General features: G+C 40.7%; 11 protein-coding genes. 5 read left to right on the top strand and 6 right to left on the bottom strand.

The genetic code is table 11. From position 1 onward, the window contains the following. Positions 1-48: 48 nt before the first annotated feature. The 3 genes from H6G08_RS12055 to H6G08_RS12045 form a co-directional block, all read right to left on the bottom strand. Complete coding sequence (locus H6G08_RS12055; protein WP_190542295.1) at positions 49-1,215, bottom strand: nucleotidyltransferase family protein; 1,167 nt, start codon at positions 1,213-1,215, stop codon at positions 49-51. Between the two features lie 848 nt (positions 1,216-2,063). Beyond that, positions 2,064-2,894, bottom strand: a complete 831-nt coding sequence (locus H6G08_RS12050) for a segregation/condensation protein A (protein WP_190542292.1) — start codon at positions 2,892-2,894, stop codon at positions 2,064-2,066. Between the two features lie 541 nt (positions 2,895-3,435). After that, on the bottom strand, positions 3,436-4,536 hold the full coding sequence (locus H6G08_RS12045) for an AI-2E family transporter (protein ID WP_190542467.1): 1,101 nt from the start codon (positions 4,534-4,536) through the stop codon (positions 3,436-3,438). A gap of 232 nt (positions 4,537-4,768) precedes the next feature. Here H6G08_RS12045 and pdxH point away from each other — a divergent pair, with 232 nt between their 5' ends. Next, positions 4,769-5,413 carry a pyridoxamine 5'-phosphate oxidase gene (pdxH, locus tag H6G08_RS12040; RefSeq protein WP_190542289.1) on the top strand — a complete coding sequence of 215 codons (645 nt, stop codon included), beginning with the start codon at positions 4,769-4,771 and terminating at the stop codon, positions 5,411-5,413. A 187-nt stretch (positions 5,414-5,600) separates the two neighbouring features. Here pdxH and cpcD/petH read toward each other — a convergent pair whose 3' ends face one another. Beyond that, positions 5,601-6,878: a bifunctional rod-capping linker CpcD/ferredoxin--NADP reductase PetH gene (cpcD/petH, locus tag H6G08_RS12035; protein WP_190542286.1), complete on the bottom strand. Its 1,278-nt coding sequence runs from the start codon at positions 6,876-6,878 to the stop codon at positions 5,601-5,603. Positions 6,879-8,219: 1,341 nt separating this feature from the next. Next, entirely contained in the window at positions 8,220-8,342 is a 123-nt protein-coding gene (locus H6G08_RS38150; protein ID WP_277878927.1) for a hypothetical protein, read from the bottom strand. A 23-nt stretch (positions 8,343-8,365) separates the two neighbouring features. On the opposite strand from H6G08_RS38150, the gene H6G08_RS12030 reads away from it, so the two are divergent. The 4 genes from H6G08_RS12030 to pcrA all read left to right on the top strand — a co-directional run bounded on the left by H6G08_RS12030 (position 8,366) and on the right by pcrA (position 15,936). Beyond that, on the top strand, positions 8,366-9,370 hold the full coding sequence (locus tag H6G08_RS12030; RefSeq protein WP_190542285.1) for a phosphoribulokinase: 1,005 nt from the start codon (positions 8,366-8,368) through the stop codon (positions 9,368-9,370). 401 nt (positions 9,371-9,771) lie between these two features. Further along, positions 9,772-11,046, top strand: coding sequence for a methionine adenosyltransferase (gene metK, locus H6G08_RS12025; RefSeq protein ID WP_190542282.1), 1,275 nt, complete (start codon positions 9,772-9,774; stop codon positions 11,044-11,046). Positions 11,047-11,715: 669 nt separating this feature from the next. After that, positions 11,716-13,440 (top strand): sensor histidine kinase, encoded by a 1,725-nt coding sequence (locus H6G08_RS12020; RefSeq protein WP_190542279.1) that lies wholly within the window; start codon positions 11,716-11,718, stop codon positions 13,438-13,440. A gap of 183 nt (positions 13,441-13,623) precedes the next feature. Next, on the top strand, positions 13,624-15,936 hold the full coding sequence (gene pcrA / locus H6G08_RS12015) for a DNA helicase PcrA (RefSeq protein ID WP_190542276.1): 2,313 nt from the start codon (positions 13,624-13,626) through the stop codon (positions 15,934-15,936). Between the two features lie 265 nt (positions 15,937-16,201). Here pcrA and H6G08_RS12010 read toward each other — a convergent pair whose 3' ends face one another. Next, positions 16,202-16,495: an antibiotic biosynthesis monooxygenase family protein gene (locus H6G08_RS12010; protein ID WP_190542273.1), complete on the bottom strand. Its 294-nt coding sequence runs from the start codon at positions 16,493-16,495 to the stop codon at positions 16,202-16,204. Positions 16,496-16,579 lie beyond the last annotated feature (84 nt).

Here is a 16,579-nt window from a genome sequence, read left to right as displayed (position 1 = left end):
AAATGACTTTGGACTATTGACTATTGACTATTGACTATTGACTATTGACTAACTAGCAGATGTATTCAACAATTCCGCTATAGCTTGTCGTTCCACCGGCGTATGGGATGGTGGAGACTGACGCGCATCGGTAATTAACCAGTCTAAAGCCGCAGCTTGTACGTCAATGGTTGCGCCAGTTTTATCGACGCAGTAACGTCCAAACACCAGCTTATCAACCAACCGTACTCCCGGCCCCAGACGCGACCATTCAAAGATGACGCTGTTTTCCACAGTTGCACCGCTACAAATCCAGCAATTAGGGCCAATCATCGCCGGGCCGACAATTTTCGCGCCATCTTCAATTCTGGTCATTCCCCCAATGTAAACCGGGCCTGTGATATCAACTTTGTCCCAATTCACAGCCACGTTTAAGCCAGTGTAAATTCCTGGCGCAACTTCATGACCGGGAATTTGCACGTTTTTAATTTCACCTAGCAAGACACCGCGAATCGCCCGCCAGTAGTCTGGTACTTTACCAATATCTACCCATTCAAAGTCCATAGGAATAGCGTAGAACGGCGCGCCAATTTCCACTAATTTGGGGAATAATTCGCTACCGATATCATACTCCATTCCTGAGGGAATATACTTAAATACTTCAGGCTCAAAAATATAAATACCTGTGTTAATGTTGGTGCTGAGGGCTTCTTCCACAGAGGGTTTTTCTTGGAAAGCCTTCACTCGTCCCTCTTCATCAGTCACCACCACACCGTAGCTAGAAACTTCTTCCAAAGGAACTGATTTAGAAATAATCGTCGCAATAGAACCTTTTTCTCTATGCCACTTGACAGCTGCTGTCAAATCCAAGTCAATCAAAGCATCACCGCACAATACCACAAAGGTATCGTCGAAAAACGGCGAGAAGTCTTGGATACGGCGCATCCCGCCAGCAGAACCAACGGCTTCCCCCATCAGTTCACCCTCAACGATTTGCCCTTCAAAAGAATAGGCTATCTGCACGCCAAACCTTTGACCATCACGGAAATAGTTTTCGATTTCTGCTGCCAAATGGCTGACGTTGACCATAATTTGGTCGAAGCCATGTTGGCGTAATAGTTCTAATAAAAATTCCATCACTGGCTTTTGCAGGATAGGAATCATGGGTTTGGGGATTGTATAGGTAATGGGACGTACACGAGTACCCTTACCCGCCGCAAGAATCATCGCCTTCATAAAGATTATTCCTCAACCACAAGCCAGGTTACTTTCAACAAGTTATAATTCATCATAATCCTTGCGCCGTTGAGACCCCTAAATTCCATTTATAGGGTTTAGGCGCGTTTGCGTATTTATTCGCCGTTACATTATCTCCTTGGGGTTGTTGCATTCGGTGTACCTTTGTTTTGTACTTTCAACGGGACAGTTACCGTTTCAAATTTGACAACCCTGTAAGCATAATGTTTTGCTCTCAAGAGCCTCCCAAAAGGGGTAATGTTAGCTGACGCTCGTGCCTCGCTAACGCTGCGCTAACGACAATGTTAGAGGTCGGTACTATCCAAACGACACTGGTTTAACCCCGTTAAGCCTGTTTAATCGTTTGGTTCTAGAGCAGGGGACTAGCTTCGCATCCCCTGGTAGGTCTTTAACTCTTGCCTCTAACGTAGTTCAGTTAAGAACTTAGTCTGGTCAGATGTAGGCTTTTTCAAGCCCCGTCCTTTAGGACTGGGGTTTCTGACTGTGTTTATGCTATTTTTGCTCATCATCGCCGATCGCACAAATTCAGCGAGTTGTTGCTTGTAGCAACCAGGGGTAATAGCAAAATCATAAGCGATCGCTTATCTTTTCAATTTACCCAGATTTTGAGAGTCGCTGAACCAACACTTGATAATTTATGTCTAGCGATGGATTTCAGTTACCAAAAACCTGGGTCTAAAGCCCCGTCTTTAAAGGATGGCTTTTTGATAGAATTGTGGAAACAGGCAGGGCATTGTCTGTCGGGCGAGATAGTGTAAGACGGGCTATGCCTGCAACTGTTGTTTGAACCCAGAATCTCCACTCCTTTAGGCTGGGGAGTATGTCAATCAGTTCATAGATTGCTCCATAGGTTGATAGGTGTTAGCTGAATTTATCAGTAAGCGGATTTTCACCTCTTTGTAAAACTCCTCTTGCCACAGTTCTACCTTAGATTGTGCTGATAGCAGTAGTAGTGCCCAAAATACACTAACTAAATGGCTATGTGCCGAACCGTGGTGAGAACTGTTTGCCTGTGGCTGTTTACTCTGAGTCCATAAATCCACTAATTCCTCTAAATTCAACCAATTTTGCTCTAAATCGAGCTTTGCTGCCGAAACATGCAAAACTTGTTCCAGTTCCCCAGCTACTTCCGTCAGGTTTTCTTGGTGAGCCAACTCTAGCGCTGCTCGCATCGCTTGGACGGTAGGCTGACGTCGAGGACGTACAGGTTTGCTTGTCTTCTGTACCAGTTTGAGCTGGTTTGCCATAATCTGCAATTGCTCGATTAACTCTTGCAGAGTCACGCGCCGCTTCGGTGGTGGCATAGCCGCCGGACGCCGCCGTAAATGATGCTCTAACGGCAGGCGAGGGGTTAAATGTAATACATTATTATCAGTTTCTAGCAGTTCTTCATCTAAGTTTGCTGCTTGCTCATCTGCTGCTGATTGTAATTGCATTAAGGTATTAGCCTTATATAACACCAGCATTGATGCTGATAAAAAAGCCTGGCCAGATTGGGATAAGTCAGCTTCATAACCCCTAACTGTAGACTCCGGTGCCATTAGTTCTAAGTAACGGTCAATCACCTCAATTACCTGTACATCCCAAGGATCAATTTCTCCTCTCTCAGCCTGCTGAATCAGGAGTGTAATTGTTTCTAATAGCTCGGAAGCATCCATTAATGATTTTTTGTGATTAAGTTAAAACTAGGTCGATTAAACATTTAGGCTTGTGAAGTAAATCAGAATGTTTGATTTGTCAAAGCTTCATTGCCGACTGTTGAGCTAAAAATTAGCACAAACCTCACCTGTTTCATGGATAACTAAATTTTATGTATTAAATACTACAAATTTTTAATAATGATTTAGGATTCACTACTATTGTGAATCTTGATTTGAGATTGTGCAAGTTTTATTTGTATATAATTCGAGATATTCATTATTTTTACCCTGAGTGCATAAGTGTATAATTATCGTCATACAGACCAAAGTATAACATGATATTTTTATACTGGAAATTTATCAGAAATTAGTAATTTATAATACCCTATCATCAGAAAATTTTCAGTATATTTATTTACTTAGAAATATTTAGCCTCTCAAGAGTCAACGCTTAACAGTTAAGAATCCATGCTCATAAGTGATGCGACAGGGGAATCTGAATTTGGGACTTTGAACTATTGACGGAGAATTTTTAACTCTAAAATTTTTGATGATTAGTTCAAGTTTTATGGTCTTCATCACAATCAGATTCATAAGTAATAGTAAAAGGTGAGACAAATTCGCCAGATTGACCAGTCTTCAGAGCATCAAAAGTGCCTTTGATAGTACCGGCAATTGGTACAGCAACCAATGTTCCTAGCAAGCCAGCAATTTCAAATCCCATCAAAATAGCCACAAAAATCCAGATGGGGTTAAGTCCAATAAAATCACCGAGTAATTTTGGTGCTAAGAGATTATCTTTTACCTGTTGTAAGAGAATGGCCGTGACAGCAACTTGAACTGCTAACCACCAATTTTGCAGCAGTACCAATATAGTCACTAAACCAATAGCTAGAGTTGCACCTACAAAGGGGATGAGTTCGCCTATGCCGATGACTATGGCAAATAATAGGGCAAATGGCACTCTCAGGACTAAAAAGATGGGAGTCAGGGTAACTACCATGAATAACCCTAACAATAACTGACTGAGGAAAAAATTCTGAAAATTTAAGCGTAAGGATGTAGTTAAAGGCTTTCTGATATTCGCTGGTAATAAACTGACTAAACCCAACCAAACGCGATCGCCATACAATAGCATATAAAACGCCAGCACTACTACCAACACCAAATTTAGCAATCCCGACAACAACGTACCCGCCACGCCTACCGCACCAGAAGCGAGTTGTTGCACTAAATTTTGGATATTGGCATTAATTTGCGTACTTACCACGCTTAAATCTAAAGGTAAACGCCGTTGTCTTGCCAAAGCTTCCACTTGTTCTAAGTTTCTTTGGCTACTAGTTAACCAATCAGGAATCTTATTTAAAAGTTGAATTGTTTGGTCAATTAGCATTGGCACTAATGTGACACCCAGAACTACCACTAATGTTAAAGTGACAAGTAAAACCACAATCACAGCTTGAGCTTGAGTGATGCGTGCCCGTTGAAAAAACTTAACTGGATAATTGAGTAAAAAGGCGAGAATTGCCGCCACACTTAAAATAGTAATGGGATGCTGAAAATAATTAAATACTACAGAGAGTAGCCAAACATTAAGAGCGATAATCGGGCCGCTCAGACCATAAATTAATAAACTTTGCAGGGAGGCTGAACGGCGCATCATACTAATTGGAGATTTTTAGATGAGAAATTAGGGATGACAAATCTTAAATATCAGGCTGCTCAATTACTCTCAAACAATAATAATTATCCGAATTTGGTAACAGATGCAATCTTTTTTCTCGACTACGGGAAAAAATTACCTTAACTGCTAGCTTTGGCATCCATCACATAGGAGAGTTTTGCATAAAGATATATATACGCATCTCTGAATCGCAAGGAAGTAAATGACCATGCATCCTACCATTGCCGACCTTCGCAAAGACTACACATTAGAAGATTTAACTGAAACTGAGGTTGACCCTAATCCTTTTATACAATTTAAACAATGGTTCGAGCAGGCATTAGCTGCCCAACTTCCTGAACCCAATGCCATGACTATAGCAACCGCCACCCCAGACGGTAAACCCTCAGCCAGAATGGTATTACTGAAAGATTTTGATGAGCGGGGCTTTGTTTTTTTCACCAACTATAACAGTCGTAAAGGACAAGAACTAGCAGAAAATCCCCAAGCTGCACTAGTTTTTTGGTGGGCGGAATTGGAACGCCAAGTCAGAATTATCGGCCATGTAGAACAAGTTTCCGCAGCCGAGTCTGATAAATATTTTTACAGCCGTCCTGAAAACAGTCGCCTGGGTGCATGGGCTTCTCGTCAAAGTGAGGCGATCGCTAATCGAGAAGTCTTAGAGCAAAACTTGCAGCAATTGCAGCATCAGTATGAAAATCAGGAGATTCCTCGCCCCTCTCACTGGGGAGGTTTGCGAGTCATTCCCACAGAAATTGAGTTTTGGCAAGGAAGACCCAGCCGCTTGCACGATCGCTTGCTATATACTCGTTTAGATACTCAAACCTGGAAAATTCAACGCCTATCGCCTTAGGTACTTCCAATTACAAAAATAACCAATCGCTATGCAGACAGGGAGATAAATGACTCTTGTACAGACGCGATTCATCGCGTCTCTATCTCCAACCACTAACCAATAAAAAATTGTAGGCTGGACAATGCCCAGCCTACATAATTAATCAAAATTCAAAACTCAAAATTCAAAACTCAGTAGTTAGTACTTAGTAGGTTTCTACGTGCCAACGACCAGCTTTTTTGATTTCTTTTTGGTAAGTACTCCAGGTGACACCTTCTTTCGCAGCCGCAGCAGTTAAAGCAGCATCAATACCATCTTCCATACCGCGCAAACCACAGATGTAGGTGTGGGTTTTTTCTTCTTTAATCAATTGCCACAATTCATCTGCGTATTGTGCAACTCGGTCTTGGATGTACATTCTGCCACCTTGGGGATTCTGTTGTTCCCGGCTGATGGCGTAGGTGAGACGGAAGTTATCAGGATACTTAGCCTGCATTTCTTCCAACTCTTCCTTATAAAGGATGTTAGGAGTTGTGGGTACACCAAAGATTAACCAGGCAAATCCTTTGAATTGGTAATCTGGGTTAGCAGCTCTTTCTGCATCCTTGAACATCCGCCACAGATAAGCACGCATGGGCGCAATACCTGTACCGGTTGCCATCATAATGACTTTGGCATCGGGGTCGCTGGGTAATAACATTTCTTTACCCACGGGCCCGGTAATTTTCACATCTGCACCTGGTTCTAAGAAACACAGGTGAGTTGAGCATACACCGTAAACTGTTTCGCCTGTTTCTGGGTGTTTATACTCTAATTGACGCACGCACAGGGATACTGTTTTGTCATCTACATCATCACCATGACGAGTTGAGGCGATGGAATAAAGTCTGAGTTTTTCAGGCTTGCCGTTTTTGTCTACCCCTGGTGGGATAATACCAATACTTTGACCTTCTATATACTTCAAATTACTACCAGAAAGGTCAAATTTGATGTGCTGAACAATACCAATGCCACCTTCTTTAACTAGAGGCTCATTGGAGATACACTTCCCAATAAAAGGTGCATTGGGACGATAAGTGTTTACCGGAACATCAGCATGGGCGTCTTTTTTGCCTTTCGCTTGAGTCATGGTGTTGCCTTTTTGATCCTTATTCTTGAGCTGTTCTTCAGCTGGTGCATTCACAGGTGTGGCTTGACCATTCCCCCCAATGTTAGCAGTCCCGAATGAGCTTGTGCCGTTGAATTGCTGTAGAGCACTTGCGGGTTGAATACTAACAATTTTGCCGCCAAGGCGAGTGATACGTCGCATTTCTTGATTCATGCGGTTGTAAGGCACTCTGATGAACACACTGCCACTGCTACGAATTTTATAATTCGTTTGATCAGTTTCTTCGTTCTGACGCAGACCCACCACTTCGTAAACGAAGACGCGGCTACCTGATTCTGTGTTGGCAGCACTTTCAAAAGCACCTTGTTTGTTCATTCGTTCTACCACTCCGATGTTGACTTAACCGTTTTTCAAAAAAAAACTTTTCCTATCACAAGCCAGCTGTAGTTTACCGGATTTTTGCTGCACAAAACTGGCATTCTAGGAAAATGGCATCACTTGATAATGCCTTGCTAAGTACACTCACCAAAGACATGCAGGCGGCGCAAAAACACACCTGTTCACCTTCTAAGTTAGAGGATAAGTCTGATGGAGAATGTTAATAATGAGTCAATTTAATGTTTTTTTCGTTTACTAACTTACCGATACCTTCTTGCTAATGTTTCCTAACAAATGCATAAATTGAGTTTTATGTCAAATCAGAGAGATTGGCTAATGCATAGACAACAAGTTCTCAGCATTTGAGTTATTGGTAGATTTAGCGATCGCACTTTATAGCCACTTGATAACCAAGTAGTTTTTAATATAGTTGCGACCTCTTTTTTCGTTTATTGACGCTTATCCCATACACTTAAAAAGTGTTTGTGAATTATTGGTTAGAAATGCCCTAACTCATCACTAACTCTTTCCCTGCACCTGACAGCAGAATTATTTTTGCCAGACATCCAAAATATTTTTAGATGCAGCTATTACCTAATCACGATTAATTTCATGAATAGGTTCAGTGAATCTGTATAACCGCATGATACAGGAATAGGGGATATAAGCAATTATAATCAGTTTCACTTGATGCGATCCATCTGTCAACCTCTATCCAAAACCTGTTAAACATACTGAGCTTCAATGGACTATGTGACCAACTTTTAGCTGCTCTGTGGTTAAATTTGGCTGTTTGTGGTTAGCCCTGCATCTTTGACTGCAATCCAGACCAAAAGCGGTTATTAAAGTCTGTCACTTAGTCTCAAGGTTGTAAACAATACCAGGAAGTTTGTCTTTTGTGCTTTGTCAACATTAATCTCTCATGGCAAATCACAAGCTGCTACCTTGGACATCACAACTACGAAGCAAAATTTTTTTGCTCTTTACTTACTCGCTCATTCTTGAGATAGATATTGGCACATGAATTTATGGAATATTACTGAATCGCAAATTAAAATGCCAAACTTGCAAAAAATTTGTGGCCAGAGAAAACTATACAATATAAACTTGATTAAGAGGGTCACAATCATCAGGCAGTCGTTACCTGACTGTTTGGGGTAGTGAAGATAGATGTTTTCAAATCAACAAGTAAATCATCAACAGGATCGATGAACCACTAGATTCTTATTGACAGTAAACTTGTATAGAATAACCCCTTCTGTTAAAATCAAATATACCACTAGGATTAAATACTTACCAGCAACAAACTCAGGCTAGGCAGGCGAGTAACAACATATTTTATTGTTGGCTACCCGTCTGAACTTCTTTATGGCGCTGTGGGTAACAAGAACGCCGGAAAAACCGATGGGGTAAACTCCTGGCTTCAAAATCTGCTGTGTGAAAAATTTTTGATTGACACATGTTTTAGTATCTAGAGGAGATTTATGACGAGTAAGCCGGAACGCGTGGTACTAATTGGAGTAGCTGGAGACTCTGGGTGCGGTAAATCTACATTTTTGCGTCGTTTAATCGATTTGTTTGGCGAAGATTTAATGACAGTGATCTGTTTAGATGACTATCATTCTTTAGATCGCAAACAACGCAAAGAAACAGGGATTACTGCTCTCGATCCTAGGGCGAACAACTTTGACCTAATGTATGAGCAAATTAACGCGCTCAAAAATGGTCAAGCAATTGATAAGCCGATTTACAACCACGAAACCGGCATGATCGATCCACCAGAGCGAATTGAGCCGAACCACATTATAGTTGTGGAAGGGCTGCATCCTTTGTATGATGAGCGGGTGCGATCGCTAATTGATTTCAGTGTTTACTTTGATATCAGCGACGAAGTTAAAATTGCTTGGAAGATTCAGCGCGACATGGCCGAAAGGGGTCACCGCTATGAAGATGTCTTAGCGCAAATCAATTCCCGTAAACCTGACTTTGAAAAGTTTATTGAACCACAAAGAGAATTTGCTGATATAGTTCTCCAAGTATTACCAACTAATTTAATTAAAAACGACACAGAACGCAAAGTCCTACGGGTACGGATGCTCCAAAGAGAAGGTAAAGACGGCTTTGAGCCAACCTACCTCTTTGATGAAGGCTCAACAATTAATTGGACACCTTGCGGACGCAAGCTGACTTGCTCCTACCCTGGTATGCAACTGCACTATGGTTCAGATGTTTACTACGGTCGTTACGTCTCAGTATTGGAAGTAGATGGTCAATTCGACAATTTAGAAGAAGTGATTTACATCGAAACCCATCTGAGCAAAACATCCACCAAATACCAAGGTGAGATGACCCACTTGTTACTCCAACACCGCGAATATCCAGGTTCTAACAATGGAACTGGTTTGTTCCAAGTGCTTACCGGCTTGAAAATGCGCGAAGCTTACGAGCGTTTAACAGCAAAGGAAGCCAAACTAGCAGTTCAAGTTTAAAGCAGCAGTATTTGTGTCAAAGCTTAGGGAGATGCTTGAGGGTATCTCCCTTTTTTTTGTGTTGCTAAAAACATTTTTGCTCAAAAATATATATTTTTTTGAAAAAATTATTCAATATCAGTAATAACTTTGAGGAAAGTTAAGAACAGACTAACTATTTAATGTGTAAATATTGTTATGATTTCAGAAATTAGAGTAACTGAACTAAATAATTACTCAGCAGGGTGAAGTATCAGCCTTTATTTTTGAGATGAGGGAAGAAAATCAAGCCCAGTTTATCAGTAGTCAGTTGTGATTTGTGAGTAGCAAAAACAACAGACAATCAATTCTTTAGGAATTGATTTGATGATGAGTGTAATTATCTAGTCAGTGAAACACTCTTAAATAAAGGAGGAATACCTTTGTCTCGTCGATATCTTTTTACCTCCGAGTCAGTTACCGAAGGTCATCCAGATAAAATCTGCGATCAGATTTCTGATACGATTCTGGATGCTTTACTGACACAAGACCCCACTAGTCGAGTTGCGGCTGAGGTAGTGGTTAATACTGGTTTAGTGTTAATTACAGGTGAAATTACCACTAAAGCCAATGTCAATTTTGTGAATCTGGCCCGGAAGAAAATTGCTGAAATTGGCTATACCAATGCTGATAACGGCTTTTCTGCCAACAGTACCAGCGTGTTAGTAGCCTTAGATGAGCAATCACCTGATATTGCTCAAGGCGTGAACACAGCGCAAGAAACCCGTGAAGCAGATAGTGATGAACTATTTGATTCGATTGGTGCGGGTGACCAAGGGATTATGTTTGGTTTTGCTAGCAACGAAACCCCAGAATTAATTCCCTTACCCATTAGTTTGGCTCACCGCATTGCGCGCAGATTAGCAGCAGTACGCAAAACCGGCGATTTGTCTTACTTGCGTCCCGACGGTAAAACCCAAGTTACCGTAATTTATGAAGATGGACGACCAGTAGGGATTGATACAATCCTGATTTCTACCCAACATACCGCTACTATTGGGGAAATTACCGATGAAGCGGCAGTCCAAGCGAAAATCAAAGAAGATTTGTGGACGGCTGTAGTTGAGCCTGTATTTGGCGATATTGCCATCAAGCCTGACGCACAGACACGCTTTTTGGTCAACCCCACCGGCAAATTTGTCATTGGCGGCCCTCAAGGCGACTCTGGTTTAACTGGTAGGAAAATTATTGTTGACACCTACGGTGGTTATTCCCGACATGGTGGCGGCGCTTTTTCCGGTAAAGATCCCACAAAAGTAGACCGTTCGGCGGCTTACGCAGCTCGCTATGTAGCGAAAAATATTGTTGCGGCTGGGTTAGCAGAAAAATGTGAAGTACAGCTCAGTTACGCTATTGGCGTGGCGCGTCCTGTGAGCATTTTTCTCGATACCTTTGGCACTGGTAAAGTCGATGATGAAATTCTGTTGGAATTAGTCAAAAAGCATTTTGAACTGCGTCCAGCAGGAATTATTCATGCTTTCAATTTACGCAACTTACCAAATGAACGAGGCGGACGTTTTTATCAGGACGTCGCGGCTTACGGTCATTTTGGACGGAATGATTTAGATTTGCCCTGGGAACGTACCGATAAGGCTGATTTGCTCAAACAAGCCGTTAGCGAGTCAGTTTCTGCGCCGATCGCTTCCGCACTCAAGTAATATTGTCATTACTGGCGGCGATCGCTAAATCTGAGGGTATGAGTAAGTAATGACTTATACTCTATTCTAGATAACATTAATCTCGAACAACTATATCCTCTGGAATTATGGTAGTAAAACTACTGGCAACCAGAGGATTTTTTATAGCTTTATTTGCCCTACTCAAAAACACCACTCTTGATGGGAATTTTTGATTATTGGTGAATCAAAGGGATTGGTGATAAAATTATGAAACAGTTATTTTGTCAATATACAGCAGTGATTTTGAGATTCTTTGCTGTAGTCAACTGAACAAATCTGCTATTTACGGTTTGATAGTAGCTGCTGTAAAGCTAAAAGAGGTTAGATTAGCTGCTTACCCATTAAGTTAATATAGCTGCAATCAACTGTATATGGAAGTAAATTGACGAAAAAGATATACTGGTAGGGGTGTATTTGGTTTAGGGAACAGCTTTTTTATAAAAAGCAATTTATATTGACAGTTATAAAGGAAATTAAAGATTATAACTAATTAATTTAAAGATAAAAAAGCTCATGGCAATTTTCTCGTGATATATAATTTACTCTTGTCACAAAAAAAGATAATTTAGATAATAATCGCTAGATAAATTGTTTACCCCAGCCAAACTTCAGTGATGACTTTTATGGGAGGCTAAGGAGATCTGAGGGATGCAAACTCAAAAGCTAATCCCTGTTGACAGCAGTTCAGAAAGCAAAAAAGTGCCAGAGGAAGAGCCATCGACAGACGAACTCCCGACTATTGAATTTCCTTCACGGGGGAAACTCAAAGCAAGTTCATGGCGCATACATCAAAAAATTGGCTATGGATATTTTGTCGCCATTGGTATTGGTTTCTTTGGTTCCCTAACTGGGTTGGTAATTGCTAACTATTACCGAGCCAGGGAAATTAACCAACTAAATCACGCGCACGAGCAAGGACAACTGTTAACTAACTATAAAAATGCCGTAGTAGGAGCGCAATTATATAGCTCTAATTTAGTTGCAGTATTAGAAGATCCGATACAGCGACAAAATAAGAAAAGTGAATTTCTCAAAAATGTTGAGCAAGCAAAGCAATTAGAAGCAGAAATTACAACTTTTATCGCCAGAAATCCCAAAAGATTAGCAGCTACAAGTGCGACTTTAGAAACTTTATTGCTCGATTATGCCAACAATTTAGAGATTTATGTTGAGCAGGTAGAATCGGTTTTAGACAAAATAGAATCTCCGTCAATTGAAGCGCCACAAATTGATGCACAACGAGAGCGATTACTGCAAATTATGCGTGGCGATACAGCGCTGCGCCTAGAGCAGCTATCGCAGACGCTGACGAATATCTTACAAAATGCTGAAGTCCAAGAACAAGAGCGAACCAGAGGTGTAGAGCAGGCTAAAGGCGTTGAAAGATTAATCGTGATTATGAGTATGCTGGTATCAGTGGCGATCGCGGCCATTGTAGCTTGGCGGACGAGTCGCGCGATCGCGGAACCAGTAATCACGGTAACTCAAGTTGCAGAACAGGTAGCGAGAAAATCTAATTTTGATTTGCGCGCACCCATAACTACAGAAGATGAAATAGGCTTATTAGCTAAATCTTTAAATCGGTTAATTGAGCGCGTCTCTGAGCGCACGAAAGAACTACAACAAGCCAAAGAATTAGCGGAAGCTGCTAGCAAAGCTAAAAGTATATTTTTAGCTAATGTCAGCCACGAATTACGCACCCCATTAAATGCAGTAATTGGCTTGAGTCAACTACTACAAGATGATGCTACAGATTTAGGATTGACGGGAGATTTTATTACCGATCTAGAAACAATTAATTCAGCCGGGAGACATTTACTAGAATTAATTAATGACATCCTCGACTTGTCAAAAATTGAAGCCGGGAAAATGACTCTGTACCCAGAGACATTTGAGATTGGGACATTAATTAGTAATGTTGTGCTGACAGTGCGATCGGCTGTAGAGAAAAACGGTAATATTTTAGAAATTGATTGTGATGAAAATTTGGGAACAATGTATGCCGATCAAACAAGAATGCGGCAAGTATTGTTAAATTTATTAAGTAATGCTGCTAAATTCACCACAAATGGCAAAGTTAGCCTCACAGTTAAAATTAGTAAAGATGAGTTAGTCGGAACAGTAGCCAATGGAATCGTGACTTTTACGGTGAGTGACACAGGTATTGGGATGTCACAAAGTCAACAAAAACAGCTATTTCAACCTTTTATCCAAGGAGATACATCGACAACAAAAAAATATGGTGGTACTGGTTTAGGGTTAGCAATTAGTCGCCATTTTTGTCAAATGATGGGTGGCGAAATTGTGGTGAAAAGCCAACTGGGTGTAGGTTCTACTTTTATCGTCCGCTTACCTTTGATTGTGGAAGAATAGTATAGCTGTTGACTGTTGACTGTTGACTGTTGACTTAATTTATCTGGTTACGGCTATGTAGGCTGAGTGAGAGAGTTGTTCAGGGAAATGAAACAAAGGTGAATTGAGATATTTTAATTAACCTAGAATAATATGCGTTGAGTGCGATACTCTCAAAATAAGCAATTCTCTGCCCAGTCATCCATGACCACAACTATAGACTTTCTCAGCCATCTTAACCCCAGCCAACGTCAAGCCGTAGAACATTACTGCGGGCCGCTGCTAGTTGTGGCTGGAGCAGGTTCCGGTAAAACACGCGCGTTGACTTATCGGATTGCTAACCTGATTCTCAAACATCGCGTCAATCCGGAGAATATTTTGGCGGTGACTTTTACAAATAAAGCCGCCAGGGAAATGAAAGAACGGATTCAAAAGCTGTTTGCGGAAGCAGAAGCGATCAAACAATATGACACCAAGTTTGATTTGTTGACTGAATATCAACAATCTCAACTGCGATCGCAAGTTTACCGCGAAACCATCAAAGATTTATGGTGCGGTACGTTTCACAGTCTGTTTTCCCGTATTTTACGGTTTGATATTGAGAAGTACCAAGACGAAAATGGTCGGCGGTGGAGTAAAAATTTCTCGATTTTCGATGAATCTGATGCGCAAAGTTTGGTAAAGGAAATTGTTACCAAACAGCTAAATTTAGATGATAAAAAATTCGATCATCGTTCGGTACGTTATGCAATTAGTAATGCCAAAAACCAAGGTTTATCACCCAAAGACTTTGAAAGAGAACAACCGAATTATCGCGGACGAGTAATTGCTCAAGTTTATAGTGCCTATCAAGATAGACTGGCACAAAATAACGCCCTAGATTTTGATGATTTAATTCTCATTCCTACCAGATTATTTCAGCAAAACGAACAGGTATTAGGTTATTGGCATCGCAAATTCTGTCATATCTTAGTTGATGAATATCAAGATACTAACCGTACTCAATATGACTTAATTCGCCTATTAGTTACCAATGGTGAAGATAGAAAGAGTGAATGGAATTGGCAAAACCGCTCGGTGTTTGTTGTGGGTGATGCTGACCAGTCAATTTACTCTTTTAGAATGGCTGACTTTACCATATTGCTAGAGTTTCAGCAAGATTTTGGCGATGGTTTACCTGATGAAGATACCAGAACGATGGTGAAGTTAGAAGAAAACTATCGCTCTTGTGAAAATATTCTGCAAGCGGCTAATGAATTAATTGAAAATAATACCCAACGAATTGATAAAGTTCTCAGACCAACAAGGGGAGCAGGGGAACAAATTTATTGTCATAAAGCAGATAATGAATTAGATGAAGCTGAGTTTATCATCAATCAAATTCGCTCTTTAGAATATCAAAATCCTGAGTTAACTTGGGGAAGTTTTGCTATTCTTTATCGGACAAATGCTCAATCTCGCCCATTTGAAGAACTGTTGGTGAAATATCAAATTCCTTATACAGTTGTCGGGGGAATGAGATTTTACGATCGCAAAGAAATTAAAGATGTGATAGCTTACTTGAGAGCGATCGCAAATCCTGCGGATACTGTAAGCTTATTACGAGTCATCAATACTCCCCGGCGCGGTATCGGGAAAACCACCATTGATGCTTTGATTAACGCTTCCCAGCAATTAGGAACCACCCTTTGGGAAATTTTATCTGATGATACATCAGTAAATACCTTGGCGGGAAGGGGTGCAAAATCGGTGAAAGGCTTTGCAGAAATGATTAACCGTTGGCAAGGCGAAATCGGCAATCGGCCAGCAGCAGAAATAGTTCAAGGTATACTAGATGACTCTGGCTATATTCAAGACTTGCTCAGTCAAGGTACAGACGAATCCCAAGACAGAATACAAAACGTTCAAGAACTTTATAACGCTGTACTGCAATTCCAAGAAGAAAACGAAGATGCAACTTTGCAAGGTTTCTTACAAAGTACCGCCCTTAGTTCCGATTTAGATAATTTAAAAGAAGGAAAAACTGCGGTTTCCTTGATGACTTTGCACGCTTCTAAAGGGTTAGAATTTCCCGTAGTCTTTTTAGTTGGTTTAGAACAGGGACTATTCCCCGGTTATCGTTCTTTAAATGATCCCGCAGCTTTAGAAGAAGAACGTCGCCTGTGTTATGTGGGAATTACCCGCGCTCAGGAAAGGTTATATTTGTCACATGCTCGCGAACGTCGCCTTTATGGTTCAAGAGAACCCGCAGTGCGATCGCAATTTCTCGATGAAGTACCAGAAGAATTGTTAACTAATGGGCGTAAGGTGCGCCAAACCTATACCAAAACTGCTGCAAATACCAATGGTAAGCAGAATTGGCACGTAGGCGATAGAGTATTACATAAATCTTTTGGTCTTGGTGAAATTACTCATGTATTTGGAGAAGGAAATAAGCTGTCTGTAGCGATTAAATTTGCCAATTTGGGACAAAAAATTATCGACCCCAGAGTAGCGCAGTTGCAAAAAGTAGATTGATAATTTGTCATTTGTCATTTGTCATTTGTCATTTGTCATTTTGATTTAATGATGAATTTCCCAATATCGGCTATTTTCATGTAGGGTGTGTTGTCGCGTAGCGCAACGCACCTTAAGATTTTATCTAGTATTTAAAAATACCTGAATATTTATGAATATATGTTACCAGTTCAAATAATTTTGGCGACACATTAATATATTCTAGAGGGCAAGGCAATGCCTTATCCCTACAATCTGTGGCATTCTTTTTTCAAATTGGTAGGAGTTAAATTTCTACTTCTGTAAAATGCTCAACAGTGGGAAATGGTTCATAAAAATGATGTAGTAATTGTTTCCATTGTTGATATTCAGCAGAACCGCGAAATCCTACCGTATGAGATTCTAAAGTTTCCCATCTCACAAGTAAGAGATATTTACCATTAACCTCAATGCAGCGATTGAGTTCATGAGATAAATATCCATTCATTGATGCAATAATTTTAGAAGCTTTTTTGAAAGCGAATTCAAATTCTGATTCCATCCCAGGTTTAACATGAAGCATCACTGCCTCAAGAATCATAAACTATATCCTGAAAACTGCAGCGGATGGTATTTAGTATAGTGCGATCGCGCACACTTGACTACTACTTTAAAAATACAGGGT

The organism is Calothrix anomala FACHB-343 (assembly GCF_014696435.1).
Lineage (GTDB): Bacteria > Cyanobacteriota > Cyanobacteriia > Cyanobacteriales > Nostocaceae > Aulosira > Aulosira anomala_A.
This window is presented reverse-complemented; position numbering and strand designations above follow the sequence as displayed.

Excerpts from the sequence above, each read along its gene's own strand:
- H6G08_RS12055 (WP_190542295.1), bottom strand. The coding sequence starts at position 1,215 with ATGAAGGCGATGATTCTTGCGGCGGGTAAGGGTACTCGTGTACGTCCC.
- H6G08_RS12050 (WP_190542292.1), bottom strand. The coding sequence starts at position 2,894 with ATGGATGCTTCCGAGCTATTAGAAACAATTACACTCCTGATTCAGCAG.
- H6G08_RS12045 (WP_190542467.1), bottom strand. The coding sequence starts at position 4,536 with ATGCGCCGTTCAGCCTCCCTGCAAAGTTTATTAATTTATGGTCTGAGC.
- pdxH (WP_190542289.1), top strand. The coding sequence starts at position 4,769 with ATGCATCCTACCATTGCCGACCTTCGCAAAGACTACACATTAGAAGAT.
- cpcD/petH (WP_190542286.1), bottom strand. The coding sequence starts at position 6,878 with ATGAACAAACAAGGTGCTTTTGAAAGTGCTGCCAACACAGAATCAGGT.
- H6G08_RS38150 (WP_277878927.1), bottom strand. The coding sequence starts at position 8,342 with ATGTGTCAATCAAAAATTTTTCACACAGCAGATTTTGAAGCCAGGAGT.
- H6G08_RS12030 (WP_190542285.1), top strand. The coding sequence starts at position 8,366 with ATGACGAGTAAGCCGGAACGCGTGGTACTAATTGGAGTAGCTGGAGAC.
- H6G08_RS12020 (WP_190542279.1), top strand. The coding sequence starts at position 11,716 with ATGCAAACTCAAAAGCTAATCCCTGTTGACAGCAGTTCAGAAAGCAAA.
- pcrA (WP_190542276.1), top strand. The coding sequence starts at position 13,624 with ATGACCACAACTATAGACTTTCTCAGCCATCTTAACCCCAGCCAACGT.
- H6G08_RS12010 (WP_190542273.1), bottom strand. The coding sequence starts at position 16,495 with ATGATTCTTGAGGCAGTGATGCTTCATGTTAAACCTGGGATGGAATCA.